Source organism: Mycobacterium montefiorense (assembly GCF_003112775.1).
Taxonomy (GTDB): domain Bacteria; phylum Actinomycetota; class Actinomycetes; order Mycobacteriales; family Mycobacteriaceae; genus Mycobacterium; species Mycobacterium montefiorense.
Window position 1 is genome coordinate 42861 of the sequence record NZ_BFCH01000017.1, and the last position, 25373, is coordinate 68233.

Below are 25373 nucleotides of genomic sequence, written 5' to 3' on the forward strand. Positions count from 1 at the left end.
AAAGCCCTGCCAAGCAGCGAGCGGGACTCGACTGGCTCAGACGAGAGGGCCTGATCGTATGCCTGCATGGAAACGCCACGGCGTGACGACCAATAGCAGCACGGCCGGTGCTGGCCGCAGCGTTGGCGTAGAAATCGAACTCGAGGTCTCCGAACCGACGGTGCTCGATTTCCAAATCGCGGTCAGCCGTCAGCCCGGCATTGAGGTGAGCGAGTCGCTCACCATCAAACGAAACGGCAAAGCGGTCCAACCGCGTGAGGTCATCGGCGCGCACCAGACCCGCATCCACGTCGTATCGGCCGGCACAGGAACAGTCACCGCGTCATATTCGGCGACGGTCGGCGGGCAGGCGGACCCCGAGTCGGTCAGCGAGATCGATGCAACCACGTATCTGCGCCCGAGCAGATACGCCGAAGCCGATAAGTTCTTCGGCTTCGCCGCTACCGAATTCCAGCAGTACGGCACCTCGGTCACCTTGCTGGAGAGAGTTTCGTCGTGGGTCGGTACTCGACTGAACTATGTCCCTGGGTCCAGCGATTCGATCGACGGGGCCGCCGATACCTTGCTCGCGGGTGCGGGTGTGTGTCGCGACTATGCCCATCTGGTTATCGCGCTGCTGCGCGCGGTCAACGTCCCGGCCCGAATGGCGGCGGTGTATGCCCCCGGATGTCACCCGATGGATTTTCACGCCGTGGCCGAGGCGTTGATCGATGGGGTGTGGCGGGCGGTCGACGCCACCTGCCTGGCCCCGCGGCAGTCTATGGTCCGCATCGCCACCGGACGTGATGCCGCCGACACCGCCTTCCTGGACAATCACGGGGGCGCCATCACCTTGCAGAACATGACGGTCAGCGCGGTCGTGGACGGTGAGCTGCCCAAGGATTCGGTCGAGCAACTCGTCACCCTGCGTTAGAGACGCGGGTCGTCGACGGCCGGCGTCGCGCAGCCGGCCCCGTCAGCGGAAGCGGATGTCCGACGTCGCCAGGCCGAAGATCTTGCGACCACCGGACTTCGCGCCAACTATGACAACACCGGCGCGGGTTGCCGGGTCCAGCGATTTGATCCGGCCGCTGTATTCGATGTCTGCACCCTCGGCGGCCGACACGATGACGGGCTGAGACAGCCGCACCGCGTAGCGGGTAACCGCACCGGGATCGCCCGACCATGCGGACGCAAACGCGGCACCCAGACCCATGGTGAGCATTCCGTGGGCGATCACGTCGGGCTGTCCCGCCAGTTTGGCGAGGTTCTCGTCCCAATGAAGCGGGTTGGCGTCGCAGGCGACCCCGGCGTAGTTCACCAGGTCGCCGCGGGACAGTCGGGCGTGGTGGATCGGTAGCTCGTCGCCGACCTTCACGTCATCGAAGGACGGCGTCCCCGGGGTGCGGGTGCCTCCGTCGGCGATTCGAACCTCGTCCGCGGGGCGCGCCGTCTTCTGGTAGTCCACATCGGAGTAGTCGATTCCGGCGAGGTTCACGTCGTGCATCATCACTTGCTGCGCGGTCGCCCTGATCGCTGGATCGACATCCTCGGCGGTGACGCCGACGACGGTGGTGTGCAGGGTGTGCACCCGCTCGCCGGCAGCATCGGTGAAGGTATTGGTCACGGTGATCAAGTCTCTGCCGGCGAATCTGCGCACCGATGACAGTTCGACGTCGATGCGCAGTTCGTCGCCGGCCACGATCGGTCGGTGCTGTTCGAAGACTTCTTCGGTCTGCAGATACATCTCGTAACCGATGACCACCGATTCGAACAAGTGCCGATTAGCCGCCATAGCCGGAGCCGACGTGAACGTCAGCGGCGCCACCAGATCCGGATATCCCAGTTCAGCGGCGCCGGCGAGGTCCCAGTGCGCCGGGTGATAGTCCTGCACGGCACGGGCGAACTCGCGCACCTTCTCCCGGCCGACCTGGTAGGTGCCGTCGACCTGGTAGTAGTGGCCGACGCGCGATTCGAGCGTTGACGTTTCTGCTGCTGAGGTCATGAATTGCTCAACTTTTCTATCGATCGGTTCGCTGCGGCCGACCAAGGCACACTAACGCGCTGCGGGACGCACACAGGGTAGAGGCACCGGCCACCGCCGGTGATCGTCGTCCCCACGTAACGTCGGCGACTATGACCGTTTATGCGTTGAACCTCTTCGATGTCGCCGATGCCGACGAGTATCGCGCCTACTCGCGACGATCACCCGCCGAGGTGGCCAAACACGGCGGCCGCGTCGTCGCGCTGGGAAGTTTCCAGGACGCGATTGTCGGCGACATCGAACCGCGTCAAGTGCTGATCCTGGTGGAGTGGGACTCGCGGGAAGCCTTTGACAGCTACTGCAACGACCCCGAACTCGCCGATCTGCATCCGCATCGCGAGAACGGATCATCGAAGTACATCTGGCACCTGTTCGACCGTCTGGACGACCTCAGGCCGATACTGAGTCGATAACCGCGATCCGACGCCGCAGCATTCCGGAATCGACTGCCGTACAGCGACATCCAGTACTACCCGGCGGTGTCAGGTCTTAGTGTGTGAAAAGCGTTCTATCCCAGTCGAAGACATGCCTACGCGCCTCACGTGCTACTCTCACCCGGGATGTCTATCGGCATCCCTCCAGAATGAGGAAGTTGAAGGTATGGCACAGGGAACTGTGAAATGGTTTAACAGCGAAAAAGGCTTCGGCTTTATCGCTCCGGACGGCGGCGCAGCAGATGTGTTCGTCCACTACTCAGAAATCCAGGGGAACGGCTACAAGTCGCTCGAGGACAACCAGCGAGTTGAGTTCAGCATCGAGCAGGGAGCCAAGGGTCCGCAGGCAGTCGGGGTAACCGCCGTCTAGTGTGAGCGTTCTTCTTGTGGGCTGGTGGGTGATTTCCCGCCAGCCCACAGTTCGTCGATGGGTTCTCGGCCAAGTCGGTCGGGACAACGTCTTTCCTGACGCTCGCGCTGCGCTCGACAGACCAATGTTGCGCGGAAGCCGAACCAATTTAAGGACCCCGCTCCATGAAATCGCCGGATTTATTCTCACATCGCAACGAGCCCGAAATCGTCTCCCAGACCGGTCGCGATTCCGAACCGGTGCAGCTGCCTACTTTCTCCGATCGCCCCAAGAACGACACCGCCGCTACGACGCCACCGTTATGAGCGGCTTGGCCGGATCCTGCCGGGTGCAATGACCAGATCTGGAACCGCGTCGCAGGACGCTCAGATCTTGAGATAGCCCTTGTCGGCCGGGATTTGGGCGGCAGTCAGCAATGACGATGCATCGCTGGCGAGCCAGACCACGATGTCGGAGATCAGATCCGGAGCAGCCAGCGAATCCGTCGGCAGCGCGCCCGGTGAGAAGCTGTGGATGTAGTGCGGATGATCCTGGAAGACTTGGTACATCGATAGGTCGTTGCCCATCGGGGTGTCGGTGCCGTAGGGGTGCACCGAGTTGACGCGGATACCGAATTCACCGAGCTCGACTGCCAACGAGTTGGTGAGGCCGACCACGCCGAATTTGCTGGCGCAGTAATGGCCGCAACCCGGGACGGCTTTGATACCCGCCGCCGAGCTGATATTGATGATCGACCCGCCATTGCCGGCGGCGATCATTGGCGGCACCGCGGATTTCATCGTGTTCCACAGCCCGGTGAGGTTGGTGTCGAGGGTCTCCTGCCACTGCTGAGCCGAAATCTCCCACACCCGGCCCCAATTCAGCACGCCGGCATTGGCCACGACGATGTCGAGCCGCCCGAACTGTTCGATCGCATTCGCCACCACCCGTTGCTGGCCGGCCAGGTCGCGGACGTCGACCTCCTCGGCGAGGATCTTGCGGCCCTCGCTCTCGACCAGGCCGACCGTCTCGGCCAGGTCTTCGGGTACGGCAGGGGGATAGCCGTTGCTTTCGGCAACCGGGGCGCACGCGTCGATCGCGACGATGTCGGCACCGGCCCGCGCCAGCCGGATGCAGTGCGAGCGGCCCTGTCCGCGAGCCGCTCCCGTCACGTAGGCGACCTTCCCGGCTAACGGGGTGGCGTTGTCGGTCATGCTGATAGCTCCTCTGCCTGTGGCGCGGACTGCGGCTGGTTAGTGGGTCGGGTGCGAAACTCGTAGTCCGTCAACGGGAATCACCCACGGCCGGCTCCGGTCAGCCCGTCGACGACGTGATCGCAGATGTAACGGCGCACGGCGCGCGGACTATCGAGATTGACCGCGATCGGGGGGATCAGCTCGAAACTGAACAGCATTCGGACGATCCATTCACTAGCGCGCGCCGCGTCGACCGTCGGGCCGACTTCCCCGTTGCGCTGGGCGTCTTTGACCAAGGGCTTCCACAATTCGATCGACCGGCGCATCAGCTCGTCGCCCCCGTGGTCCAACAGCAGCACCAGGATGCTGCGATCGATACCTCGCGGCAGCGACTGCGAACGTTGACGATGCGCACAAATCAGCACCGCGACCGCCGCGGCTTGCTCGGCCAGGGTGGCTTCCTTGGCAACCTCGACGGCCATGGTTTCGATGAACCCCGCGGCCAGCTGATTGACTGCGGTGGCAATCGCGCTGTCGCGAGTTCCCAACAAATTGTGGACGGTGCCGCGCGATACGCCGGCGGCCTCGGCCACCGCCGTCAAGCTGAACCGCCGTGGCCCGAGTTGCCGGAGCGTATCGCTGGCCGCGGTCAGCAATGCGTTCGGCACCGGCTTGGTGTCTCGCGCGGCATCGACGGGCACTTGAACACATTAACGACATCTGTTCAAAGCGGTCAACGGTGCGCGGCGCTAGCGAATTTTGAAATTGATGGTTTGACCAGGCGCCAAGCGGGTATTTTCACGAAACCGCAGTCGAGAAGGGGGCCGAAGATGACGACAGTGGAGCATGGTCCTACGCGGTGCCCCCGATGCGCGGCCTGGGCCGAATACCGATTCCTGGAATCCGGCGATGACAAACTCGAATACGAGGTGCGCTGCGGTACCTGCGGCCACGTGTACTCCGAGGTGACCCCCGTATCGACTCCCGGGGTGGCGGCCGCCTAGCTACACCCGCCCAGGACTGGGCTCAATTGCCTGGCCGTCGTAACGAATTCCGCCACAACGGATCCCGGCGCATCGCGCTCAGGGGCGGCGCGTGGTTGCATCGACTATCCGACGCTGAACCAATCCCTCTGAGGAGGCCGCATGACCGATGACGACTTCAACCGTCGCAACATCGAGGAGTTTCGTGCCAATCATGGCAGGCTCGGCGGGCAGTTCGAGGGAGCGCCGGTTCTGTTGCTGCACAGCACCGGCGCGCGCAGCGGTGCGCAACGGGTGAGCCCAATGATGTACCTAGCCGACGGCGACCGCTATTTGGTTTTCGCCTCGGCAGCCGGGGCTGACAGCAACCCCGCCTGGTACTGGAACCTCGTCGCCCACCCAGACGCCAGCATCGAGGTCGGTGACGAGCACTTGAATGTGCGCGCCGACGAAATCAAGGGCGCCGAACGCGACGAGAAATACGCCGAGCAAGCCAAGCGGTATCCCGGCTTCGCCGAATACGAACGCAAGACGACCCGGACGATCCCGGTCATCTCGCTGTGCGCAACCGGACCACACGACGGGTGAATCACGAGCGCTGGGTCGATAAGCGGCATGTATCGGGCCATAGCAACCCAATGTTGGACAAGCCTGGCTGTATAGGGTGACTCTAGAAGTCGACGGGCAAAGCAATCAAGGCCCGACTAAGTGTGTGAGGAGCAAACCCATGACCACCTGGTCGACAACCGGGGCACGGTTCGGACAGCGGCTGGGGTCGCTCGCTATCGCCGGTGTCGCGGCCACCGGAATCGTCCTGATCGCCAACATCAATCGCCCACCAGTGGCGCTGGCTTCCGACGACGCGGTCGCCATCGTGCCGGGCATCACGGTCACCCCGGCGCCGGGCTGGACGGTCGCAGACCGGGGGCCCGACTGGGTAGCGCTGGCCAACGCCAACTCCAGCGCGCAGCTGCAAGTCGCGGTCAAACCCCCCAGGGGAACCGACCTCGTCGGGTTGCTGCAGGCTGACATCGATCAATTGACCGGCACGCCATCGGCCGGCTTCGCCGATGTGAAGGATCTAACCGGGCCGACCATCATTGGGGTGCGCGGCAACAAGTTCCAGCAGGAAGCCTTCATCAACTACACCGCGACCGTGTCAGGCCCGCAGGGCGCGGTTCCGGTGATGGGCACCTTCAGTGAGCTGCTGAACACCGCGAGCCACCAGACGGCCTTTATCGACTTTAGGCAAGATAACAATGCGACCGCTCAGGCCGTCAACGATGGCGGAGCGATGGTCAATTCGTTGCTCTGAGCGCCTATTTGGCGCGCCGGTGAGCGATGATGCGTGCGCCGTGGGAGGGGACGTAGACAACGTGACGCGCGCGGGCCGCCTCGGGGCGGCTGCGACCGGGCGTCAGGCGGTAGTTGTGCAGGACTTCGCGAAGGATTGCGGTGGCTTCCATCATCGCGAATCCCCCACCGAGACAACGGCGTACCCCGGCGCCGAAGGGCAACCAGTTCGAGGCGGTAGCCGAGCCGTCCAGGAACCTTTCGGGCCGGAAGACGTGCGGATCGGCGTGCTGGCAGGGATCGGCCTGTACCGGGCCGATGCCCGCGAAGACGGTGTAGCCGGCGGGGACACGGTAGCCGCCCAATTCCACATCGTGGGTGAGTCGTCGTGCGACGGCGAAGAACACCGGATGTAGCCGCATCGACTCTTTGATAACGGCTTCGAAGTATTTGTCGTCGCCGCTGTCGACGGCAGCAATTGCCTTGTCCTGCAGCGCAGGATTATGCGCGAGGTCGTGCAGGGTCCAGGACAGCGTGATGGCGGTGGTTTCGTGGCCGGCCAGCAGCAGGGTGACCATCTGGTCGCGCAACTCGGCATCGGAGAGTCGATCGCCGTCCACTTGCGTGGCTATCAATTGGGATAACACGTCGCCGCGATCGGCGGTGCGTCCCGCGCCGCGGCGCTCGCGGATCTCCGCGTAGAGCACGTCGTCGATGCGCTCCCGCAGTTGACGGAATCGTTTCCAGGGCCCGAACCGTTGCAACTGCGGTACCACTTCGCCGGCATATACCGGCATCGGTGCGGTAACGAGTCGCGAAAACGGGATCCGAAGCGCGTCGAGCTGTGGTCCCTCGCGCAAACCCAAGACCACGCGCAACATCATCTCCAAGGTCACGGCGTTCATCCGCGGCTGTGCGGCGAACGGAGTGCCGACCGGCCACCGCCCGATTTCTTTAGCGGCGAGCTCGTTCATCATGTCCCGGTAGCCGCGCAGCGCAGCGCCGTTAAACGGGGGCACCAACAGTTTGCGAAGCCGTTGGTGCGCAGCCTCATCCGTGGTCACCACGGACCGCTCGCCCATCACGTTCCGGATCCCCTGAATTCTTCCCTCGCCCGCATGGAAGGTCGTCGGCTCGCCGCCCAGCACGGACCGAGTCAGCTCAGGACTGCACACCAGGACCGAGGGCCGGCCCAGCACCGAGACCGTGATGACGTCGCCGTAGTGGTTGCGCAGCCACGGCGTGATGCGGTCCCGATGGGAGAACAGTGCGGTCTGCACCACGCCGGGCACTCGCGGCCCGGGCGGTAACGGCAGCTGCGCCAAACGATCGGTCACGGCTGGCGTCGTCTGGCTCATTTCAGCTCGCCCAAACGGTGCAGGACATCAACGCCTCCTCGGGGCTTCGACGCCCACCCAGACTACCGAGCATCTGCCAATTGCGAACCTCGAGAGAACGACGCCTGCGCATCACGCATCAGTGCGGCTGAACAAGCCTGCCCACCTCGGTGAACATCGATTCGCGCTGCTTGTCCCTCGGCAAATCGTGGAGTCCGGTCGCCGAGCGTACGAACGGCTCGAACAGATGCCAGCCCAGCAACAGCGCCATCGCGTTCGCCGCTCCGAGCCGTGCGCCCTCTTCGGTGTCGTGCAGGGGTCGGATGTTGCCCAGCAGTCTGGCGGCGGCGGGAAAGCTGGACTGCAGTTGACCCGCCGGATACCCATCGAGCAGCGCCCGCGCGATGACCCGTAACTGGCGTGTGGTGGCCACGTCGATCTCGTCCGGCGACGACGTGCCGTCGGCCAGGTTGTCCAGCTCGGCCGCCAGGTAGTCGAGTACCGCGGCGACAAGATTTTCCTTCGTCCCGAAATGGCGAAAGACCAGGCCGTGATTGACGTGAGCCCTGGCTGCGATGTCGCGAATCGAGGCGGCTCCCGGGCCCCGTTCGGCGAACATATCCGCCGCGCTGTCCAGGATCGCGGCGACCACCTCGTCGCGGCCGGTCGGAGCGGATTCTTGGACGGCGCTGGGGCTTGCGCTGGGTGTAGTCATATGTCTACACTACACTGTAGTCAAACGACTACAGACTTGGACGGCAAAGAGAAAGCGGGCCTCCTTCAGGGGTTGCTGGTCGCGGGGTGCCAGCAACTTCTGAAGGAGGCCCGCTTTCGCGTGCGCACCAACAGCCGGGAGCGCGTCCGCCGGTGCCGACGTAACCTCGCCCAGGACGAGGTTCGAAGCCGATGGAAGGCGGACCCATTGTCGCCAGCAGACGACCACCGATTCGTGATCATCGGCGCCGGCGCTATCGGCGGCACCGTAGGCGCAGTGTTGGCCCGGGCCGCAATCCCAACCGTCTTGGTCGCGCGCGGTCGGCATGCCGAGATCCTGGCCGCCGAGGGCATCACACTGAAGACGCCCGACGGAACGTTTCGCACTGCGGTCACCACCGCGTCGCGGCCCGACGATGTCGTGTTGACCGACCGCGACGTCCTCGTTTTCGCGACCAAGACCCAACAACTCGATGGCGCACTGCAGGAGTGGGTGGATCAGCCCGTCCATGGCCGAGATGGTGGCGTGGGGACCGCGGGCGAGCTGCTGCCGGCAATGACAGCGCTCAACGGGGTTGCCGCAGAAGACAAAGCACAGCGCTATTTCCGCCGGGTATTCGGGATCTGCGTCTGGTTGCCGGCCGTGCATCTCGAGCCGGGTGAGGTCATCGTGCGGGCGTGGCCGGTGGTCGGGCAGTTCCATATCGCGCGGTGGCCGGCGGCGCTGCGCACCCCTGAGGATGCCGAGCTGTTGGCGGGGCTCGCCGAGACTTGGACCGCGGCGGGGGTTCGGGTGCGTACTCCCGATGACGTCGCCCCGTGGAAGTACAACAAATTGCTGAGCAACCTCGGCAACGCCGTGGGTGCACTCACCGTCGATGCCGCAGCCGAAGTGGTGACCGCGCTGCGGCGCGAAGGCGAAAAGGTGCTGCGGCAAGCGGGAATCGCATTCATCTCGTCCGAAGTTTCGACGGCGACGCGGGCGGACGGGCCCACGATACGGCCGGTGCCCGGATCGAATACCGGGCCGAGCAATTCGACATGGCAATCGTTGAGCCGCCAGACCGGCAACGTGGAGACCGACTTCCTCAACGGCGAGATCGTCCGGATCGCGCACCGACACGGCATCGAGGCGCCGCTGAACACCGCATTAGCTCGTGCCGCCCGCGCGACGGCGCGAAATGGCTTTGGCCCAGGCCGCTATTCAGCCCGGCAGCTGGCAGACCTGGTTGGAGTCGACGGGCACGAGTGACGGCTAAGGAGTTACCAGGCAGAGCGGTTTTCGCCCGGTCCACCACCCAAGCGCCTCCGCACCCGCGGCCCGGTCGGCCGAATTGCCCGCCCAGGCGATGTAGCCGTCGGGACGCACCAGCACCGCCGGACCGTCATCGGTCCGCTCTGCCTGGGGGAGCCCGGCCGCGTCGATGCAGGGCGCACCCCGCTCACGAACGAAGACGAAACCCGGCAGGCGTAACAGCTTGCCGATTTGCCCATGCCGCAACGGAATCTGCGTCGCGCGGGTACCCACCAAAGGGCTCTCACCCTTGCGGGTGGCATACCGCAACGTTGTTCCGGCGAAGCTGCCGGCAATCGCGTCACGCACACGGGGGATGCGAAGTAGCCTCGGTGCCAGCATATTTCGTAGTCCGCGGGCAACCGGCGGACGAAGCGTGATGCCGCGGGCCATCAGGCCTGACTGCAGCAACACCCGCTTGCCGATCGGATGGCGTTCGTCGTGGTAGGTGTCGAGCACCGAGTCGCCGGCACCGGCGAGCACCGCGTCGATCTTCCACGCGAGGTTCGCGGCGTCCTGGATGCCGGTGTTCATGCCCTGGCCCCCCATCGGGGAGTGGACATGTGCGGCATCTCCGGCCAGAAACACGCGGCCATGCCGGTATTGCTCGACTTGGCGTTCGTCGCAATGGAATCGGGACTTCCATCCCACCTCGAGTAACCCGGGATCGGGATCCATCGCCCGCGCCAGAATGTCGGCGATCTCGTCTCGTTTGACGGGCGCGTCGTCGGGCAGCTGGTTGTTGCGGTCCCAGACCATGGCGCGGTACCAGGCGCCGCTGGCGTCGCGGTCGTCGTAGGGAGCCAAGAATGCGAACTCGTTACGAGTGCTGCCCAGCGTCAGGGCGCCTCCGGCGGGCCCATCCGCGAGTTTCACATCCGCCAGAACGATCGACGACAGCATGGTCCGGCCGGGGAAGTCCGCGCCCACCAGTGCGCGAACAGTGCTGTGCGCCCCATCGGCGCCGATCAAATACTGTGCCCGCCAACGGACAAGGTCGCCCGGGCCGCCGTCCTCGGGTCGCGCGATCACGGTCACGCCGTCGGTGTCCTGCTCGAGTCCGATGACCTCGATGCCGCGCTGGATGTCGGCGCCATGCGCGATCGCATAGTCGGCAAGCGCCCGATCGACGTTGGTCTGCGGGGTGATCATTGCGAATCGGTAGGGCGAGTCGAGGTGCGTGAGGTCGATGCGGGCACCGCCGAAAATCGTGACTCCCGGTGCGTGATGTGAGCGCGCCAGGAGGTCCTCGGCGACCCCCCGGGCGTCGAGGACCTCCAGCGTGCGGGCCATGGTGGCGAAGGCGCGGCTGGACGGGTTGATGGTGGGCCAGCGCTGAAGCACGGTGACCGAGCGGCCCGTGCGCGCCAGGTCACCCGCGGCGGTCAGGCCCGTCGGCCCGGCGCCGACGACGACGACGTTGACAGCGTGGGTCGTCATCGTGTCACCGCTTCCGGGTGCGGGTACCAGCGACGGATGTCGTCGGGTGTCGCCACGGCCGCGCGATTGAAGACGAACCGGCAGCCGGGCTGGGTGATGTGTGCGGCATTGACGATCGATTCGAACAGCAGCGTGTTGCTGGCGATCAGCCGCACGCCGGCGCCGATCAGTACCGCGTCGTATCGCTTGGACGCCAGCGATGTGCGGGCTTTGTCGACGCCGGTCTCGCCAAAGTCGATCAGGCAGTTGTCGACGTCGTAGCCGGCGGCGCGCAACGCCACGACATTGTCGTTGTTGGCGGTGCGCAGCTTCTCCTTCGACAGGCCAGGGAATTGCGCGAAGTCGGGTGAGGAGTAGTCGATCACGTCGGGATCGAGTCCGATCTGGATGGCGGTGACGGCCATGGCTACATCCCCGATGCTGACTTCAACAGTTGTTGAACTCAAACGGTAGGCCGCGATGTATGCGATGTCAACAGCTGTTGAATATACTGCTCGGATGGCAGCCAAAGCCCGTGATGGCGAGGCCACGCGATCGACGATTCTGACCACCGCGCGTGCGCAATTCGGGGCCCATGGATTCGAACGCACCACCATCCGTTCGGTGGCAGCGGAGGCCGGCGTCGATCCGGCGCTGGTGATGCACTACTTCGGCAGCAAGGCGGACCTTTTCGCCGCCGCCTCCCGATTCGAGGTCGAGTTCCCCGATCTCTCCGGCATCGCCCCCGACCGCATCGCCGATCTGCTGCTGCCGATGTTCGTCGGCGTCTGGGGACCGCAGGGGCCGCTGTTGCCGATGCTGCGCGCAGCCGCGACCAATCGGACTGCCGCGGATGCGTTACTCGCGGTGTTCGTCGACCAGGTAGCACCGGCGCTGTCCGCGGTGGTCCCCGATCACGCTCACGATCGAGCCGCGCTGGTGGGATCGCAACTGCTCGGACTCGCGACCGCCCGCTACATCCTGTGCATTCCGGCGCTGGCCGACATGGACGACGCACGACTCGTCCAATGGCTGCGACCGGTGTTTATGCATTACCTATCGGATCCGGCACCATGATCTGATGCATCCCTTCCGGAAAGCAGTCGAGGACCGTGACGAGGCGGCCATCCAGGCCATGCTGGCCGACAACGTCGTGTTCACCAGCCCGGTGGCGTTCAAGCCGTATGTCGGCAAGCCGATCACCGCGGCGATCCTGCGTGGTGTGCTGCGGATCTTCGAGGACTTCCGCTACATCCGCGAGATCGCCGGGAGCGACGGTCGTGACCATGCACTCGTGTTCGAGACCGGTATTTCGGGTGCGCCGGGCGTGAAGATCACCGGCTGCGACTTCCTGCATATCGACGCCGACGGCCTGATCGACGACTTCATGGTCATGGTGCGTCCGCTGTCGGGCGCGACGGCGCTGTCCGAAGCGATGGCCGCGCAGTTCAGTCGGATCCAGCAAGAGGCCGCCGAACTGGCCTAGGCACTGAGGATTCCGACGCGTCCGGCATCGGCTTCGCGCCGCAGCACGGTGGTGGTGAGGTCGAACTTCGTACCGGGAATCGTTTCGTTGACGAACGGATTGCCGGTCCACCAAGTGATGCGGCATACCCGGTGCGTGATCCGCCAGCCACCGCCAGTGCACACCAGCGCGTCGTCGTACCAGCCGCTGCCATCCCAGAGCGGGTTGCCGTCGGCCGCCTTGCGTACCAGCCTCCAGCCCCCGTTGCAGAAGCTGTGCGCGCGGTCGCCGTCGACTTGGACGACATGGGTGGACATCGTGTGCTGAGTGGAATCGAACGGATCATGGAACGCGGCGAACTCGGCCTTGAACCGTTCGCGATCCGTCCAGCGCGACGTCGGGCCTTAGTCGGCGTCCACTTCCTCGGCGAAGATCCGATCGAACAAGTCCCAGCGCTGGGAATCGACCGCCAGCCCGTAGAGGTTCACCAGTTGAGTGATCGCCACAATGTCGCTGTCGGTCATGGTCGAAGGGTATTAGGCGCGAAGGGAGACGCGGGTGAAGATTCGCTTCGGGGTCGGACTGGGTGCAGACAGCGCTCCCGATCAGCTTGCCGGCATTGTCGATCACCTGGAGAGCAGCGGGGTGGACTCGCTGTGGTTCTCCGAGCTGGTGTACGCCCCCACGGTCGATCCAACGGTCGGAATGGCTTATGCACTCGGCCGGACGACCCGGCTGAAGGTGGGCACGTCGGTGGCGGTGCTGCCGGGGCGCCATCCGGTGCTGGTGGCCAAACAACTGGCGTCGTTGGCAGCCGTCGCGCCCAAGCGGGTTCTTCCGGCCTTCGGGCTGCGTTCGGCGATTCCCGCCGAACGCGAGCTATTCGTGGTGCCTGACGGAGAGCGGGCCGCGGTGTTCGACGAATCGCTGCGGGTGCTGCGCGTCGCGCTGACCAACGAGTCGGCCGCCTACGACGGTCGTTACTTCACGGTCAGCGGCGCAGTGATAACACCGAAACCATCTCCCGCACTGGATATTTGGCTGGGGGGCTCGGCACCGGCGGCGTATCAGCACATCGGTACGTTGGCGGATGGCTGGTTGGGTAGCTTCCTGACCCCGGATGAGTCGCGCGCCGGGCGCGAGGCGATCGAACGGGCCGCGGAACAGGCTGGCCGACACATCGAGCCCGACCACTTCGGTATTTCGTTGGGCGTCGCTGACGGTGAGCTGTCGGCGGAGCTGGTCGCAGCGGCCCGACGGCGCCGCCCGGACGTCGATCCCGCTGACCTGATCGCCGTGGACTGGGATCAGCTGCACCGGCGGCTCGATGCCTACCTGGATGCCGGGTTGACGAAATTCGTCATCCGGCCCGCCGGGAGCGCGCCGCTGGACGGCTTCATCGAGCGCTTCATCGAAGAGCTGGTCGGCCGGCAGAACTGAGCAAGGCGGCTCGTTGGTGAACCAGGCTGCGCGCTGCCGCGGCTCTGCTGCCAGACTGCCGCGGCCTAGTCTCGAGAAATGACCATCCCCTACGACGTGGCGCTGCATGAGCGGATTGGCAACCATCTAGCGGTCCACGACCGTCGCGCGGTGAGCGATCCGACCAAGCGGCATGCCGCAGTCGCGGTGGTATTGGTCGACTCGGAGGTCGGCGAGGACCGGGTGGATCCGGTGTCGGTCGAGGAGTGGAACGACGGTCGCCCGATGCCGGCAACGGATCTGGACGGCCGCATGGTCGATGTGTCCGGCGGCGCTGCTTTTCTGCTGTGCCGCAGGGCTTCTCGCTTGACCTCGCACGCGGCGCAGTGGGCACTGCCCGGAGGTCGCCTCGATCCGGGGGAGACTGTGATCGACGCAGCGCTGCGGGAGCTGCACGAAGAGGTGGGGATCGACCTGCCCGGCTCGACGGTGTTGGGCCTGCTCGACGACTACCCGACGCGATCCGGATACGTCATCACCCCAGTGGTGATCTGGGGAGGTGGACGGCTCGATCCCCATCCCGCCCCAGACGAGGTCGTGGCGGTGTACCGGGTGGGGCTACACCAACTGCAACGCGATGACTCGCCGCGGTTCATCACCATCTCGGAGAGCCCACGACCGGTGGTGCAGATCCCGTTGGGAAACGACCTCATCCACGCACCTACCGGCGCGGTGCTGTTGCAGCTGCGCTGGCTGTGTCTGGAAGGACGCCATGATGCGGTCGATCAGCTCGAGCAACCGGTCTTCGCGTGGAAGTAACCATCCGACAGCCGCTTTCGCCCGGATGGCTGTCAGCGGAGGTATGCCAGAGACGAGTGTAGAATTTCGTTAGCTGTGTGAACGAACATTCCGGCGCAGCGTGGCGCCGGCAGTCGTACTGATCTTCGTGAAGGGAGGCCGTGATGCCCCGAACCGCCGGTGACACCTGGGACATCGTGACGAGTGTCGGATTGACCGCGCTGGGAGTGTGCGCTGGACGCGCCCTCGATGCCGCCCTCGATCCGCCGTTGGCGAACGACGACTTCGCCGCCGGCGATCCGAATCTTAGTGCCGCGGTTGCTAACACCGATTTGAACAGCGCGGCGGCGTTCAACGCACAATGGGTGGGCGTGCGCACCCGGTTCTTCGACGACTACTTCACGCAGGCCGGACGCTCCGGGACCCGACAGGCGGTCATCTTGGCGGCCGGCCTGGATTCCCGTGCGTACCGATTGGCATGGCCTGCCGACTATGCGGTTTTCGAAGTCGATCAGCCGCGAGTGCTGGAGTTCAAGCAACGCGTCCTTGACGAGCGGGGCGCCGAGCCACTGGTGCGACGTGTCGTGGTCGCCACCGACCTGCGCGATGACTGGGCGGGTGCGCTGGTCGCGGCGGGATTCGACCCGAGGCAACCGACGGCTTGGGCGGTCGAAGGCTTGCTGCCGTATCTGCCTGGCGCCGCGCAGGACGCACTGTTCGAGAAGCTGCACGAGCTGTCGGCCGAGGGCAGCCAGATAGCCGCCGAATTGGGCGCCGAACCTGGGGAGGTCCGGGAATTCGCCGAGGGCATAGCCGCAATCGGCCAACTCGGCGGACAGCACCCGGTCGCCGACCTGTGGTATGACGATCCACGTGCGAGCACCAAAGATTGGCTGGCCGAACGGGATTGGTCAGTCATCGGCATCGACCTGATGGATAAGGCCGCCAACGAATACGGCCGACCACTCGACGGTCTACCGCCGGTCTTCGAGCGGTTGCTGCGGGACAAATTCTTCACCGCCGCTCGCGATCGCTGAACCGGCTACCTCGCAACGGGGCAGCACTATCAGGACGCACCAATCTGCGCGGTCGCGCACAAACATCGAGTCGATCTAGCCAGATATCGATGCCAGGAGCAAGATAACTGAGCAACGTTGCCGCTGATCGATTCAGGAGCGCCACATGACGACCTATGCGTTCGACCCGGAAATCGCTGCGGTGGTTCCACTTTTGCCCGATCTGCCGGGCGGCGACCCGTTGGCCATCCGGGCGGCGCTGTCGGACATGATCGCTCAATTTCCGCCACCGGACACCACCGGAGTGCAGATCGAGGACCGTGAAATCCCGGGCCGCGACGGCGATCCCGCGGTGCCGATCCGCATCTACCGTCCCGAACAGCGCAGCGCCCCGGCCGCTCTGTACAGCGTGCATGGGGGCGGATTCATCGCCGGCGACCTTGAAACCGAGCACGCCTTCAACGTCGTCCTTGCCCGCGAACTCGGCGTCGTCGTGGGGTCGGTGGATTATCGGCTCGCACCGGAAACACCGTTCCCCGGAGGGCTCGAGGACGTGTACGCCGGGCTGGTCTGGATGGCGGCGCACGCGGATGAATTAGCCATCGACCCGCAACGCATCGCGATTCAGGGCACCAGCGCGGGTGGCGGGCTAAGTGCGGCGCTGGCGCTGCTGGCTCGTGACCGGGGCGGGCCGCACATCGCGTTCCAGTATCTATCGGTGCCCGAACTCGACGACCGACTCACCACCGCGAGCATGACCGACTTCACCGATACGCCGATGTGGAGCCGGCCCCGAGCGATCATCAGTTGGGACTCCTACCTGGGGACCGGTCGCGCCGGCGCCGACGACGTGTCGATCTATGCCGCGCCGTCTCGCGCAACTGATTTGGCGGGCCTACCGCCCGCGTACGTCTCGGTTATGCACTTCGATCCACTGCGAGACGAAGGCGTCGCCTACTCGCTAGGCTTGCTTGCCGCAGGTGTGAGCGTCGAATTACATTTATTCCCGGGCACTTTCCACGGATCGATGTTGATCCAAGACGCGGCGATATCAAAGCGTGAGGGAGCGGAGAAGCTCGCGGTGCTGCGTCAAGCGCTCGCACTGTAACGCAGGGATCACACACGCAGGGCAAAACTAGCTCTGGCGGTGGCTATTTCGCCGCAACCGAATGGCCCGGCTTACGGCGGCGGTCAACGCCAGCGCAGCCATCACCGCCAGGATCGTCGTATCGGCCGCGCCGGACTCGACGGTGCTCAACAGCATCGGCAGGCCGAAGCCGAGGTAACTCACGGTGTAGAACGTTCCGGTGAGCACGCCGCGCAATCGTTGTGGCGCGGCGGCTTCCAGGTCGATCAGACCTTCGCGGAGCAGCAGGCCGGACGCGCAACCGAGAATCACCAGCAGTGACAAGCCCACGCCCAGCGGCATCGTCGAGGGCACCGCCGCGGTGACCGCGAAGCCGAGCGCAGCCAGCATCGCGCCAGAGGTCCCGGCTTGCGGGCCCCAGCGACGCGCTCGGGCGATCAGTTGAGTAAGGCCGCTGATGCCGTTGGCAATCAGGGCGGCGGTCCCCGCGGCAATCGGGGCCGCAAGCCCGGTGTGCACATGGGCGGGGATGGTGATGAATGCAAGAGTCGCCGAGGAATACACCCATGGTGAAAGTGGCAGCGCCCAACTCAATGCCCGCGTGATGTCCTGACGCACCGGAACCGACTGCTCGCCCCCGGCCGCGGCGACCGGCGCGGCCACGGCTGCGCGCTGGGCCGCCACCACTGCGACGACGGTCGCCAGCACGACAAGGGCGGCAGCAACCCCGAACGACTCCCAAAGCCCGGATTGCACAACCGAGGCCATCACGCCGGATGCGAACGGGCCGATCGCAAAACCGGCAGTGAGGACGGCACCGGCGACGGCGGCGCCACCCGGTCCCTTCATATCCGAAGCCCAGGCGGTGCAGGAACTGATCACCAGCCCGACACCCGCGCCGACCACTAGACGACCCCCGAGTAACACAGCGGAATGCTGTGACAGCAACATCGCGACCGTGCCCGCCAGCGAGGTGATCGACCCGGCCCACGCAACCGATTGCCGCCCACGCAGATCCGACACACGACCACCGACAAGCAGGGCGGGCAGCAGGCCCACCGCATAAATACCGAAGATCGCGTCGACCGTAGACCTACTGAGATGCTGCCGATCGCTGAGCGCTGGGATTAGCCCGGCGAAGTGGTTGGCTGCCCAGCCGGTCGCCAGCAGGATAGCCAACACCGCAGCGAATAACAGTTCATATCCATCAGATTCGCCGCGCTCGCTACGCCGATGCGGTTCCAACGACACCAGGCGCTCCCGGCAGGGCGCTGCCACAGTCGACCTGCACACTGAATTCCTCCCCCGTCTCTGCACGCGGGTTAATCGACGAACTCTGCGTTGCGGTGATATCAGCCACAGCGCTGTAACTCGACGTGCGCCGCGACAATATGCGCCGCAACCCCGTTCACAGACGGCGCCGTTCAAGCGCTTATTCCGCCGCCGCGCTACAACGCCGGTTGTCACGCGAGAAGCCTGCCCTGCGAGGACGGGTTTGAATCATCCCTATCGCGTTGCCATCGTGGGCGCCTTCGACCAGCGGCTGTTGCGGACCGGGCGGTAGAGGTCGCCGGTGCTATCTGCGCGGGCGCAGTACGGGTGTCACCAGCTCACCGGTTTCCAGGTAGCTGTCGAGGTTGCGAATGGTCAGCAGCGCCATCGCCCGCCGCGTTCGCGCTGTTGCGCTGCCGATGTGCGGTAACAGCACCACGTTGTCCAGATTGACCAGCGCCGCAGGCACATTGGGCTCATCGGCGAACACATCGAGTCCGGCACCCGCCAACGCGCCGCCAGCCACCAACTCCACCAGCGCGTCCTGGTCCACGACACTGCCCCGCGCAATGTTGATCAGATAGCCTTCGGGCCCCAACGCCTCGAGGACGGTGCGATCGACGAGATGACGAGTCCGCTCATCGCCGGTGGTAGCGACGACCAGCACGTCGACCGATTCGGCCAACTGCAGCGGGGACTCCGCGTAGCGATACGGCGACCCGTCAATGCGGTGTCGATTGTGATAGGCAATCGCACAGTCGAATCCGAGCAAACGGTCTGCGATAGCCAAGCCGATACGACCCAATCCCAGGATGCCGACCGCAAGGCCGCTGACGTCCCTGGCGTACGGGAACGCTCCCTCGCGTGCCCAGCGCCCCGCCCGCACGTAGCGGTCAGCGGCGCCAAAGCCGCGCAGCGTCATCAGAATCAGCCCCAGTGCTGTATCGGCAATGGTGTCCGACAACACATCTGGAGTGTTGCTCACCCCGATGCCTCGCAGCTTTGCCGCCTCTAGATCGATCAAATCCACGCCGGCCCCGTTGTTGACGATCACCTCCAGATTAGGCAGGGCCGCAATGGTTTCCGCGTCTACGCCGTATCGTCCCGAGGTTACTACCACGCGAAATCGCGTCGAATGCTCAGCCAGAAACGCGGTTCGCTGCGGCTCCGTGGGGAGCTTGGGGATTTCGTAGCGTGCCAGCAGCTCGTCTTCGAATGTGGGCTCGAAGTTGTCGCCGATCCGCAGCACGTCGTTCATCTTCTGCACCGTCACTGTTGCATCATCTCCCAAGTCGCCCGGCTTGGCGGCGCCGAGTGGCCAACAGGCAGGCGCCGGTGAGCAACTGCCAGAGGGTAATCGAGTACACGCTTGCGCGTTCCCAGGCCCCATCGGGCAGCAGGATGGTCTTTGCCGTCGCCGAATTGAGCATCAACACGACCATGCTCAACAGGCCCAGGGCGGCAAGGAGTTTAGAGATCCGGCGGTACCAAGGTCGCTCGGCAACCACCCGGATGGCCGTGATTCCCGTCAGAATGGCGGCGTTTCCTGCGACAATGGCCAATACAGCGCCGACGATGTGCACACTGCCGCTGTGGATTGTCCCAATCACGAAATTGCCGACGGCATTCACGGCAACCGTGCCCAAAAATATTCGGGCCCTTCGATTATCGGATACGCCGACCATCAAGGATGCTCCGAGAAAGAACAGCATGCCCTGCAGGTAGAACGCGATATGCATCAAGTAAGCACGCGGCGAATAGACCATCTGGCCGTGAATCAGCTTGCCGCGAGAAACGCCGAGATCGCTGATGTAGTTGTGCGCGTAGCTGTAGCCGGGCTCAAAACCCGCAGCGGCGACCGCCTCGAGGGCCAGGTAACCGATGGCCGCGACGACCCAGAGGGCTGCCCCACGCGTGGTGGCCAAGTTGGGCTGAACCTCCCGGGCAGGGCGGGCCGAAGCGCCCGCGGTAGCGCAATCTTCCCCAGAATGCTGTCACGCGGGGCCGGCTACCCGCACAATGGCGCGATGCCCAACGCTGACGGCGCCCGCCGATTCCTGTCGACTCTTCCATTACTGGCCGTGCTGGTGGCATGCGGTGGCCACCCGGGGAACAACCGGACTTCAGGCGCCGGTGGCGACGTCGCCAATCCGATCGAGATCGGCAATGGCCGGCATCTCTATCTGGAATGCCACGGAAAAGGCGGGCCGACAGTCATTTTGGAATCCGGCTACCACAACTCGTCGGATCCATGGAGTCTGTCCGACGTGGCCGTGCCGGCGGTAGGTCCCGGCGTCCTGCCTGCCCTCGCTGACGACCACCGGGTCTGCGCCTACGACCGGCCCGGCACCTTGCGATTTCCCGATCCACCCAGCATCACCGACCGCAGTTCACCGGTTGCAATGCCACGCAGCGCGCAGGATGTTGTCCAGGATCTGCATGCGTTGCTTGCCGCCGCGCATGTTCCGGGCCCCTACATTCTGGTCGGGCACTCGCTGGGCGGGCTGTTCGTTCGGCTGTACGCCCAGACCTATCCCGACCAGGTGCGCGCGCTGGTGTTCGTCGACGCATTTCCCGTCGAGATTCCGAGCTTGCTGGGATCGGACTGGCCGGTTTATCGCCAGCAGCTGGACCAGCCGTTGCCGCAGTTCGCGAATGAGCCTTCGTTCGAGGAGATCGACATCGAGAAGAGCGTCGCGCAGGTCGCCGCGGCCCCGGCTTTTCCGCCCGTTCCCACCGTCGTGCTGACCAGGACAGAGCCGTTCGCGATTCCCGGCAGCGTCCCAGCCGAGCAGGGCGAGAAGCTGGAACAGGCGTGGCGAGAAGCCACGGCGGATCTGATCACGCTGCGGCCACAGACGCCTCACCTGATCGCGACCGGCAGCGACCACTTCGTCCAACTCCACCAGCCCGACTTGGTCGTCGCCGCAGTCCGTCTGATGATGCAAAGGTCTGCCTCTAACCGCTGACCCACCGCAGCCGCCGTAGCAGTGGCCGGCGCCGACGGCGTCAGCGAGTCCTTGTCCGAGAGCGTTTGTCAGAAGAACGTTCCGGCATGGGGGGCTTCGCGAACCGCGAACAGCTCATCGGCCACGGCCAGTGCCGCGGGGTCCCCGGCCCGGACCATCCCGGCCACCCCGAGACTGCGCCAGCTGGTGCCGCCCAGCAGCACCGCCCCCAGCCCCTCGATCCCGACATGGAGGTCCGCGCGCCCGGTCGTCGATTCGGCACCGCCGCCGGTGATCGTGAAGCTAGCTGAATTGTGCAGCAGCAGTGGATCATTGACGGCGATGGTGACTGCGCCGTCTCCGATGTAGGACCGTGCTGCGAGCGCCCTGTGCGCGTCGATGACGCGTAGCCAGGTCTCGTCATGCATCGCGGTCACCTGCACCGCCCGGCGGTCGACCAATAGCGACGGCAGCGGATCGTCGAGCGGCAGCATCCAAAACGTCACTCGGTCAATGAGGTCCAGGCCGAGCAGGAAGCGCAGCAGCCCCAGATAGGCGGTGGTGGTCGGTGCGAAGAAATCCTCGACCACGATGGTGCGCTGGTCGCTGACGAACCACCGGTCGGTGTCGATCGGGCGGTAGCGAGCGAAACCAGACTCGGCACCGGGCTCACCGCACACCGCGACATACCAAGCCTCCGAGGATGCGTGCGCGCGACGGCGCACGCCCTCCCACCACATACTCGGGCGGGAGATGGTGCCCGGACGCGATGGCCGGTTGGCGTCATAGATCCGGGGCAGGATTTCCCAAGCTTCGTCGGCGGATACCAGTCGGACCGGACCCCCGGACCCGACATCGGCGCGAAATGTCGCCCGCGCGGTCGCAATCTGGACACTCTGCGCGCAACTTGCCACGCCGTAGCCGTATCGCTCATAGATGGTCGCCTCCGAGGCCCGCAACGACGCGACCACCTCGCCTCGCGCCGCGAAGTCGTTCAGCTGGTGATGCACCAGATCGGTGGCGATGCCTCTTCGGGTGAACGACGGCAGCACGCCGATGTCTGTGACGGCGGCGTGGCCCACATTGGCTCCGCCGGGCAGGGTCAGCGTGCTCGTCGCGGCATACGCGGAGCCGACCAGTTGTCCATCGACGAATGCGCCGATCATCCGCCCGGGGTCGAGCAGCTTGGTGATCTGCCCGGGCGGGAGATCCGGCATCGGCGGAAAGCCCACCATCGAGACGCGAAACACATTTAGCGCAGCGATGAGGTCGCACTCGCTGTCGAGAACGCGGATCTCGGTGGTCATTGCGCCATCATGGCTTGTCCGCGCCGCGGCTGCGTCGACGCCCCGGGAACTTAGTCCAACTGAACGCGCAGCCGATCAGTTAAACCCACCCAGAATCCAACTTGTCCTGCGCTCCCGGGACACCTAGCTTGGCGAGAGATGTCTGCGAAATTCTTCTGGTTTCTGCCCACCACCGGTGATGGCCGGTCGATCGTCGGCGGTTCCCATGCGTCGTCCAACCGCGATCTTCCCAACGGGTATCGCGCCCCGAGCCGGCGCTACCTGGCCGAGGTGGCTCGCGCCGCCGACCGGCTCGGCTTTGAGGGAGTGCTGACGCCGACCGGGACCTGGTGTGAAGACGCCTGGCTGACCTCGGCCGCGTTGTTGTCCGAAACGGAAAGGCTCAAGTTCCTGGTCGCTTTCCGCCCCGGACTGGTGCCGCCCACCTTGGCCGCACAGCAGACCGCGACGCTGCAACGGTTCTCCGAGGGCAGGGTGTTGCTGAATGTGGTCAGTGGCAGCGACGACGCCGAGCAACGCCGTTTCGGCGATTATCTCGGACACGACGAGCGCTACGCACGCACCTCCGAGTTCCTGCAGATCGTTCGATCGGTGTGGACGCAGGATTCGGTGAATTTCGCCGGGAAGCACTACACCGTTGAAGATGCCCGAGTCTCGTCGCCGCCGGATCCGTTGCCGGGAATCTACTTTGGTGGCTCCTCGGGGGTGGCGTTGCCGATCGCGGCCGAGTTTGCGGACGTCTATTTGACCTGGGGTGAGCCGCCGCAGGCGGCGGCCGCCAAGATCGAGAAGGTCCGCGCGGAGGCCACCGCGCGTGGCAGGAAGATCCGATTCGGGATTCGCCTGCACACCATCAGCCGGGATACCTCGGCGGCAGCCTGGGCTGTCGCCAACGAGTTGCTTGCCGATCTCAGCGACGAGCAGATCGCCAAAGCCACGGCGCTACATGCTAGTTCGGAGTCCGAGGGGCAGCGACGGATGACGGCGCTGCACGGTGGGCAGCTCGACAAGCTGGAGATCTATCCCAATCTGTGGGCGGGTGTGGGTCTGGTCCGCGGCGGTGCCGGCACCGCGCTGGTCGGCAGCCACCAGGAAGTCGCAGACCTGATCGGCGAATACCACGCGCTGGGCTTCGACGAGTTCATCCTTTCCGGCTACCCCCACCCGGAAGAGGCGTACTGGTTCGCCGAAGGCGTGTTGCCGCTGTTGGGAAAGACTGAACGAAATCGCGTTTCGGCGTAGCGTCTCGGCGCGGCAGCCTAATCGGGTCGCCGCATCCGGCGCATGACCGGCAGCAGGAGTAACGCCGCGGCCAGCCATGACACGGTGGGTAGCCAGGGCAACGCGGACGCCACCGCAGCAACCCGATCACCGTGAGCGGTCACCAGCGCGATACGCGCCATCGTCGCCACCGCGATCACCGAGAAGGTCGCACCGACCACCGTTCCCTCACGGCCGTCGCGGCCGATCGCAAAAGCCGCAACCACCGCGCTGACCATCACGGCGCCCCATGCCGCGCCGCAGACGAATTGAGCGATGCAAAGCGAGACGACGTCGGTGGCTTGTGCTGCGGCCCAGGCTGATCCGGCTGCCAGCAGTGCCCCCGACACCATGGTGAGCGCGCCGCCGAGGCGCTTCGTCAACAAGGAAGCCAAGGGCGTCAGCAGTGCGAATGCGACCCAGAACACCGACAACAGGGTTGGAACATCGCTGGGGCTAGCGTATTTGGCGAAGAGTCGCTGCGCATTGATCGAGGAATGCACCTGGAATCCCGTATGCGCCAATAAAACCGCCACCAGGAACACAACCAAGATGCCAACCCGGAATCTAGTGGGTCCGGCCCTCTCGGGCGGCGCGGCGCGGTGCAGCGTCTTTTCGGCCCAGCCGATCGACAGGGTCACTACAAGGACAGAGACGGCCGATGCGCCGAACAGGATTCGCGGATCGTATGCCGTGATACGTCCGGTGAGGAAAGGCGTCGACGCGGTGGCGACGCCCGCACCGAGGACGAACAGCGATGAGAGCCACGGTTGCCGGTCCGCTGTCGTGTAGCGACCGAGCAGCGCCAGCGGCGGCGCGCGCAGGGCAGAGGAGGTGATCGCCCACACGATGATCAACACGACGAATAGGTGAGTGCCGGAACGTGATACGAAGGGCAGCAGCAGAAAGGCCAGCGTCGAGACCGCCGTCACCGCCGCGATGATCTTGCCCACCCGGCCGACCACCCGCGCCACCCGGTCGACGGCGGCGCCGGCCGCCCAGTCGCACATCGCGAAGATGACCTGGTCGAACACCAGAAGCCAGCCCACCACGCCGGCGTTGATGCCGGCTTGCGCCGCGAGCCGCGGCAGGTAGATGACGTATCCCACCCAGGTCAGGCCGAAGACAAGCTGGAGCAAGCTGAAATAGAGCCCGACTCGGGTTGACACCGCACGAGGCATGATGGGGCCCTTCCGACGCAAGTACCTTCTTGAGTACTACGTAGCGGGCAGTCAAAGCTATTTAGGCCCGGACGATTAGCGCGCGGAAAGGGACGGAAAGCGCACCGTCATCCAATGGTGGTGATCCCCGCGTCAGAGATCGTGAACCCGTGACCCGGGGAGGTGGTGCAGGTGATTCCGTCGGGTTTCGACGTGCAGCTGAATGGTCCTACGCCGGCGGTTTGGCGGTAAGCCAGGGTCGGCGTGCCCTCACCCGCGTTGCCGACGCAAGACACACCCTTACAGCTGGTGATGACTCCGCCCGTGGACAGATGCGCGGACTGCGGCGGCTCGTTCGTCTGGCAATAGGCTTCATCGGAGATGCCCGGATCACGCTTGTAGTTGATCTCGCAGCTGATGTTTCGCGACGGAGACAAGAACGCGCACATCGACGCCGTGCAGACCGGGTTATCCGCGGCGGCCTGAGGAGTTCCCGCACAGCAGCCAACGAAGACAAATCCGATTGCCGCGACGACCGCACGCCTCACGAATCAGAAGCTATCAGAACTGACGGACCCGTATCCGGTGTTAACGGATGG

Annotated in this window: 28 protein-coding genes and 1 pseudogene; 15 read left to right on the plus strand and 14 right to left on the minus strand. The window is 65.0% G+C overall.

Features of this window, described 5'->3' with window-relative positions; translation table 11 throughout:
• The first annotated feature begins 58 nt into the window (after positions 1-58).
• Positions 59-913: a transglutaminase-like domain-containing protein gene (locus tag DB708_RS10155; protein WP_108921826.1), complete on the plus strand. Its 855-nt coding sequence runs from the start codon at positions 59-61 to the stop codon at positions 911-913.
• Positions 914-955: 42 nt separating this feature from the next.
• Here DB708_RS10155 and DB708_RS10160 read toward each other — a convergent pair whose 3' ends face one another.
• Positions 956-1984 (minus strand): fused (3R)-hydroxyacyl-ACP dehydratase subunits HadA/HadB, encoded by a 1029-nt coding sequence (locus tag DB708_RS10160; protein WP_108921827.1) that lies wholly within the window; start codon positions 1982-1984, stop codon positions 956-958.
• A 131-nt stretch (positions 1985-2115) separates the two neighbouring features.
• Here DB708_RS10160 and DB708_RS10165 point away from each other — a divergent pair, with 131 nt between their 5' ends.
• Both DB708_RS10165 and DB708_RS10170 read left to right on the plus strand, forming a co-directional pair.
• Complete coding sequence (locus DB708_RS10165) at positions 2116-2436, plus strand: DUF1330 domain-containing protein (RefSeq protein WP_108921828.1); 321 nt, start codon at positions 2116-2118, stop codon at positions 2434-2436.
• 187 nt (positions 2437-2623) lie between these two features.
• Positions 2624-2827 (plus strand): cold-shock protein, encoded by a 204-nt coding sequence (locus tag DB708_RS10170; protein WP_108921829.1) that lies wholly within the window; start codon positions 2624-2626, stop codon positions 2825-2827.
• 365 nt (positions 2828-3192) lie between these two features.
• Here DB708_RS10170 and DB708_RS10175 read toward each other — a convergent pair whose 3' ends face one another.
• Together DB708_RS10175 and DB708_RS10180 are read right to left on the minus strand one after the other, a co-directional pair.
• Positions 3193-4020 carry a mycofactocin-coupled SDR family oxidoreductase gene (locus DB708_RS10175; RefSeq protein ID WP_108921830.1) on the minus strand — a complete coding sequence of 276 codons (828 nt, stop codon included), beginning with the start codon at positions 4018-4020 and terminating at the stop codon, positions 3193-3195.
• An 80-nt stretch (positions 4021-4100) separates the two neighbouring features.
• The gene (locus tag DB708_RS10180; RefSeq protein ID WP_235616712.1) at positions 4101-4703 is read right to left on the minus strand and encodes a TetR/AcrR family transcriptional regulator; all 603 of its coding nucleotides are present in this window, start codon (positions 4701-4703) and stop codon (positions 4101-4103) included.
• A 129-nt stretch (positions 4704-4832) separates the two neighbouring features.
• On the opposite strand from DB708_RS10180, the gene DB708_RS27255 reads away from it, so the two are divergent.
• The 3 genes from DB708_RS27255 to DB708_RS10190 all read left to right on the plus strand — a co-directional run bounded on the left by DB708_RS27255 (position 4833) and on the right by DB708_RS10190 (position 6300).
• Positions 4833-5006 carry a hypothetical protein gene (locus DB708_RS27255; protein ID WP_165839794.1) on the plus strand — a complete coding sequence of 58 codons (174 nt, stop codon included), beginning with the start codon at positions 4833-4835 and terminating at the stop codon, positions 5004-5006.
• A gap of 141 nt (positions 5007-5147) precedes the next feature.
• Positions 5148-5573, plus strand: coding sequence for a nitroreductase family deazaflavin-dependent oxidoreductase (locus DB708_RS10185; protein WP_108921831.1), 426 nt, complete (start codon positions 5148-5150; stop codon positions 5571-5573).
• Positions 5574-5826: 253 nt separating this feature from the next.
• Entirely contained in the window at positions 5827-6300 is a 474-nt protein-coding gene (locus tag DB708_RS10190; protein ID WP_108922230.1) for a hypothetical protein, read from the plus strand.
• Positions 6301-6304: 4 nt separating this feature from the next.
• On the opposite strand, the gene DB708_RS10195 is transcribed toward DB708_RS10190, so the two are convergent.
• A complete protein-coding gene (locus DB708_RS10195; protein ID WP_201263485.1) occupies positions 6305-7615 on the minus strand; it encodes a cytochrome P450 in 1311 nt (436 codons plus the stop codon).
• A 139-nt stretch (positions 7616-7754) separates the two neighbouring features.
• Positions 7755-8330 carry a TetR/AcrR family transcriptional regulator gene (locus DB708_RS10200; RefSeq protein ID WP_108921833.1) on the minus strand — a complete coding sequence of 192 codons (576 nt, stop codon included), beginning with the start codon at positions 8328-8330 and terminating at the stop codon, positions 7755-7757.
• A 207-nt stretch (positions 8331-8537) separates the two neighbouring features.
• Here DB708_RS10200 and DB708_RS10205 point away from each other — a divergent pair, with 207 nt between their 5' ends.
• Complete coding sequence (locus DB708_RS10205) at positions 8538-9581, plus strand: ketopantoate reductase family protein (RefSeq protein WP_235616714.1); 1044 nt, start codon at positions 8538-8540, stop codon at positions 9579-9581.
• Positions 9582-9584: 3 nt separating this feature from the next.
• On the opposite strand, the gene DB708_RS10210 is transcribed toward DB708_RS10205, so the two are convergent.
• Entirely contained in the window at positions 9585-11063 is a 1479-nt protein-coding gene (locus tag DB708_RS10210; RefSeq protein ID WP_108921835.1) for an FAD-dependent monooxygenase, read from the minus strand.
• Positions 11060-11467: a hypothetical protein gene (locus DB708_RS10215; RefSeq protein WP_108921836.1), complete on the minus strand. Its 408-nt coding sequence runs from the start codon at positions 11465-11467 to the stop codon at positions 11060-11062. Before DB708_RS10215 ends, DB708_RS10210 begins: the two co-directional genes overlap by 4 nt.
• A 94-nt stretch (positions 11468-11561) precedes the next feature.
• Here DB708_RS10215 and DB708_RS10220 point away from each other — a divergent pair, with 94 nt between their 5' ends.
• On the plus strand, positions 11562-12119 hold the full coding sequence (locus DB708_RS10220; RefSeq protein ID WP_108921837.1) for a TetR/AcrR family transcriptional regulator: 558 nt from the start codon (positions 11562-11564) through the stop codon (positions 12117-12119).
• Positions 12120-12123: 4 nt separating this feature from the next.
• On the plus strand, positions 12124-12528 hold the full coding sequence (locus tag DB708_RS10225; RefSeq protein ID WP_108921838.1) for a nuclear transport factor 2 family protein: 405 nt from the start codon (positions 12124-12126) through the stop codon (positions 12526-12528).
• Here the strand turns inward: DB708_RS10225 and DB708_RS10230 are convergent.
• Positions 12525-13031, minus strand: a pseudogene (locus DB708_RS10230) (nuclear transport factor 2 family protein). The gene DB708_RS10225 and the pseudogene DB708_RS10230 overlap by 4 nt on opposite strands.
• A gap of 34 nt (positions 13032-13065) precedes the next feature.
• Here DB708_RS10230 and DB708_RS10240 point away from each other — a divergent pair.
• The 4 genes from DB708_RS10240 to DB708_RS10255 all read left to right on the plus strand — a co-directional run bounded on the left by DB708_RS10240 (position 13066) and on the right by DB708_RS10255 (position 16848).
• Positions 13066-13947 carry a TIGR03854 family LLM class F420-dependent oxidoreductase gene (locus DB708_RS10240; RefSeq protein ID WP_108921841.1) on the plus strand — a complete coding sequence of 294 codons (882 nt, stop codon included), beginning with the start codon at positions 13066-13068 and terminating at the stop codon, positions 13945-13947.
• A 78-nt stretch (positions 13948-14025) separates the two neighbouring features.
• Entirely contained in the window at positions 14026-14745 is a 720-nt protein-coding gene (locus DB708_RS10245) for an NUDIX hydrolase (RefSeq protein WP_108921842.1), read from the plus strand.
• 143 nt (positions 14746-14888) lie between these two features.
• Complete coding sequence (locus tag DB708_RS10250; RefSeq protein WP_108921843.1) at positions 14889-15761, plus strand: SAM-dependent methyltransferase; 873 nt, start codon at positions 14889-14891, stop codon at positions 15759-15761.
• Between the two features lie 145 nt (positions 15762-15906).
• On the plus strand, positions 15907-16848 hold the full coding sequence (locus tag DB708_RS10255; RefSeq protein ID WP_108921844.1) for an alpha/beta hydrolase: 942 nt from the start codon (positions 15907-15909) through the stop codon (positions 16846-16848).
• 27 nt (positions 16849-16875) lie between these two features.
• Here the strand turns inward: DB708_RS10255 and DB708_RS10260 are convergent, their stop codons facing one another.
• The 3 genes from DB708_RS10260 to DB708_RS10270 form a co-directional block, all read right to left on the minus strand.
• A complete protein-coding gene (locus tag DB708_RS10260) occupies positions 16876-18078 on the minus strand; it encodes an MFS transporter (protein ID WP_235616715.1) in 1203 nt (400 codons plus the stop codon).
• Between the two features lie 325 nt (positions 18079-18403).
• Positions 18404-19357, minus strand: coding sequence for a 2-hydroxyacid dehydrogenase (locus DB708_RS10265; RefSeq protein WP_409347592.1), 954 nt, complete (start codon positions 19355-19357; stop codon positions 18404-18406).
• Positions 19358-19379: 22 nt separating this feature from the next.
• Positions 19380-20024 carry a DUF998 domain-containing protein gene (locus DB708_RS10270; RefSeq protein WP_108921846.1) on the minus strand — a complete coding sequence of 215 codons (645 nt, stop codon included), beginning with the start codon at positions 20022-20024 and terminating at the stop codon, positions 19380-19382.
• Between the two features lie 102 nt (positions 20025-20126).
• On the opposite strand from DB708_RS10270, the gene DB708_RS10275 reads away from it, so the two are divergent.
• Positions 20127-21068 carry an alpha/beta fold hydrolase gene (locus tag DB708_RS10275; RefSeq protein ID WP_165839795.1) on the plus strand — a complete coding sequence of 314 codons (942 nt, stop codon included), beginning with the start codon at positions 20127-20129 and terminating at the stop codon, positions 21066-21068.
• Between the two features lie 68 nt (positions 21069-21136).
• On the opposite strand, the gene DB708_RS10280 is transcribed toward DB708_RS10275, so the two are convergent.
• Complete coding sequence (locus tag DB708_RS10280) at positions 21137-22354, minus strand: GNAT family N-acetyltransferase (protein ID WP_108921848.1); 1218 nt, start codon at positions 22352-22354, stop codon at positions 21137-21139.
• 138 nt (positions 22355-22492) lie between these two features.
• Here DB708_RS10280 and DB708_RS10285 point away from each other — a divergent pair, with 138 nt between their 5' ends.
• Positions 22493-23596, plus strand: coding sequence for an LLM class flavin-dependent oxidoreductase (locus DB708_RS10285; RefSeq protein WP_108921849.1), 1104 nt, complete (start codon positions 22493-22495; stop codon positions 23594-23596).
• Between the two features lie 17 nt (positions 23597-23613).
• Here the strand turns inward: DB708_RS10285 and DB708_RS10290 are convergent, their stop codons facing one another.
• Entirely contained in the window at positions 23614-24795 is a 1182-nt protein-coding gene (locus DB708_RS10290) for an MFS transporter (RefSeq protein WP_133250998.1), read from the minus strand.
• Between the two features lie 107 nt (positions 24796-24902).
• Positions 24903-25322, minus strand: a complete 420-nt coding sequence (locus DB708_RS10295; RefSeq protein ID WP_108921851.1) for a hypothetical protein — start codon at positions 25320-25322, stop codon at positions 24903-24905.
• Positions 25323-25373 lie beyond the last annotated feature (51 nt).

Excerpts from the sequence above, each read along its gene's own strand:
- DB708_RS10245 (WP_108921842.1), top strand. The coding sequence starts at position 14,026 with ATGACCATCCCCTACGACGTGGCGCTGCATGAGCGGATTGGCAACCAT.
- DB708_RS10265 (WP_409347592.1), bottom strand. The coding sequence starts at position 19,357 with ATGAACGACGTGCTGCGGATCGGCGACAACTTCGAGCCCACATTCGAA.
- DB708_RS10175 (WP_108921830.1), bottom strand. The coding sequence starts at position 4,020 with ATGACCGACAACGCCACCCCGTTAGCCGGGAAGGTCGCCTACGTGACG.
- DB708_RS10275 (WP_165839795.1), top strand. The coding sequence starts at position 20,127 with ATGCCCAACGCTGACGGCGCCCGCCGATTCCTGTCGACTCTTCCATTA.
- DB708_RS10290 (WP_133250998.1), bottom strand. The coding sequence starts at position 24,795 with ATGCCTCGTGCGGTGTCAACCCGAGTCGGGCTCTATTTCAGCTTGCTC.
- DB708_RS10200 (WP_108921833.1), bottom strand. The coding sequence starts at position 8,330 with ATGACTACACCCAGCGCAAGCCCCAGCGCCGTCCAAGAATCCGCTCCG.
- DB708_RS10215 (WP_108921836.1), bottom strand. The coding sequence starts at position 11,467 with ATGGCCGTCACCGCCATCCAGATCGGACTCGATCCCGACGTGATCGAC.
- DB708_RS10165 (WP_108921828.1), top strand. The coding sequence starts at position 2,116 with ATGACCGTTTATGCGTTGAACCTCTTCGATGTCGCCGATGCCGACGAG.
- DB708_RS10285 (WP_108921849.1), top strand. The coding sequence starts at position 22,493 with ATGTCTGCGAAATTCTTCTGGTTTCTGCCCACCACCGGTGATGGCCGG.
- DB708_RS10185 (WP_108921831.1), top strand. The coding sequence starts at position 5,148 with ATGACCGATGACGACTTCAACCGTCGCAACATCGAGGAGTTTCGTGCC.
- DB708_RS10250 (WP_108921843.1), top strand. The coding sequence starts at position 14,889 with ATGCCCCGAACCGCCGGTGACACCTGGGACATCGTGACGAGTGTCGGA.
- DB708_RS10280 (WP_108921848.1), bottom strand. The coding sequence starts at position 22,354 with ATGACCACCGAGATCCGCGTTCTCGACAGCGAGTGCGACCTCATCGCT.
- DB708_RS10225 (WP_108921838.1), top strand. The coding sequence starts at position 12,124 with ATGCATCCCTTCCGGAAAGCAGTCGAGGACCGTGACGAGGCGGCCATC.
- DB708_RS10155 (WP_108921826.1), top strand. The coding sequence starts at position 59 with ATGCCTGCATGGAAACGCCACGGCGTGACGACCAATAGCAGCACGGCC.
- DB708_RS10255 (WP_108921844.1), top strand. The coding sequence starts at position 15,907 with ATGACGACCTATGCGTTCGACCCGGAAATCGCTGCGGTGGTTCCACTT.
- DB708_RS27255 (WP_165839794.1), top strand. The coding sequence starts at position 4,833 with ATGACGACAGTGGAGCATGGTCCTACGCGGTGCCCCCGATGCGCGGCC.
- DB708_RS10170 (WP_108921829.1), top strand. The coding sequence starts at position 2,624 with ATGGCACAGGGAACTGTGAAATGGTTTAACAGCGAAAAAGGCTTCGGC.
- DB708_RS10210 (WP_108921835.1), bottom strand. The coding sequence starts at position 11,063 with ATGACGACCCACGCTGTCAACGTCGTCGTCGTCGGCGCCGGGCCGACG.
- DB708_RS10160 (WP_108921827.1), bottom strand. The coding sequence starts at position 1,984 with ATGACCTCAGCAGCAGAAACGTCAACGCTCGAATCGCGCGTCGGCCAC.
- DB708_RS10220 (WP_108921837.1), top strand. The coding sequence starts at position 11,562 with ATGGCAGCCAAAGCCCGTGATGGCGAGGCCACGCGATCGACGATTCTG.